We start from the raw sequence: 430 nt of genomic DNA, 5'->3' as shown, positions 1-430 counted from the left end.
TCCTCCCGGTTACGTCGTCCCGTCCGCCGTCCGGCAGCGAAGGCGGCGGCCATGAGGTGCTCCTCGACAGCCGCCGGATCCGCCGCCTTCACGGACCGAACACCTTCCAGCAGACCGTGCAGGAAGGCGGAGCAGACGTCGTCCCGCTCGGCCCCCGTACGTCGGACGAACCACCACGACGCCCCCCGCAGTCGTGGGGCGAGCAGCCATACGGTGATCAACGTCCAGCGCTGCTCGCCACCGCTCCCGGCCTCCTCCCGCAAGTGGTGTGCGACGTGGTGCCACGGAGCGGCTTCACCCTGCGCATCGGGCTCGCGGCTCCGGGCCTGGGACCTGAGCCCGGCCAGCGACACAGGCACTCCCCCCTCGCACCGCCCGGTTCCGGCACCGGCAGGCCCACACAACGTCTCGACGCCGTAGCAAGCCTCGA

At 71.9% G+C, this 430-nt stretch carries 1 pseudogene; it reads right to left on the bottom strand.

Annotated elements, in window-relative coordinates:
• Positions 1–353 (bottom strand): annotated as a pseudogene (locus G3I17_RS39360) (hypothetical protein); the annotation flags it as partial.
• Positions 354–430: the final 77 nt, after the last annotated feature.

Source organism: Streptomyces sp. SID13031 (assembly GCF_010548305.1).
Lineage (GTDB): Bacteria > Actinomycetota > Actinomycetes > Propionibacteriales > Kribbellaceae > Kribbella.
This window is presented reverse-complemented; position numbering and strand designations above follow the sequence as displayed.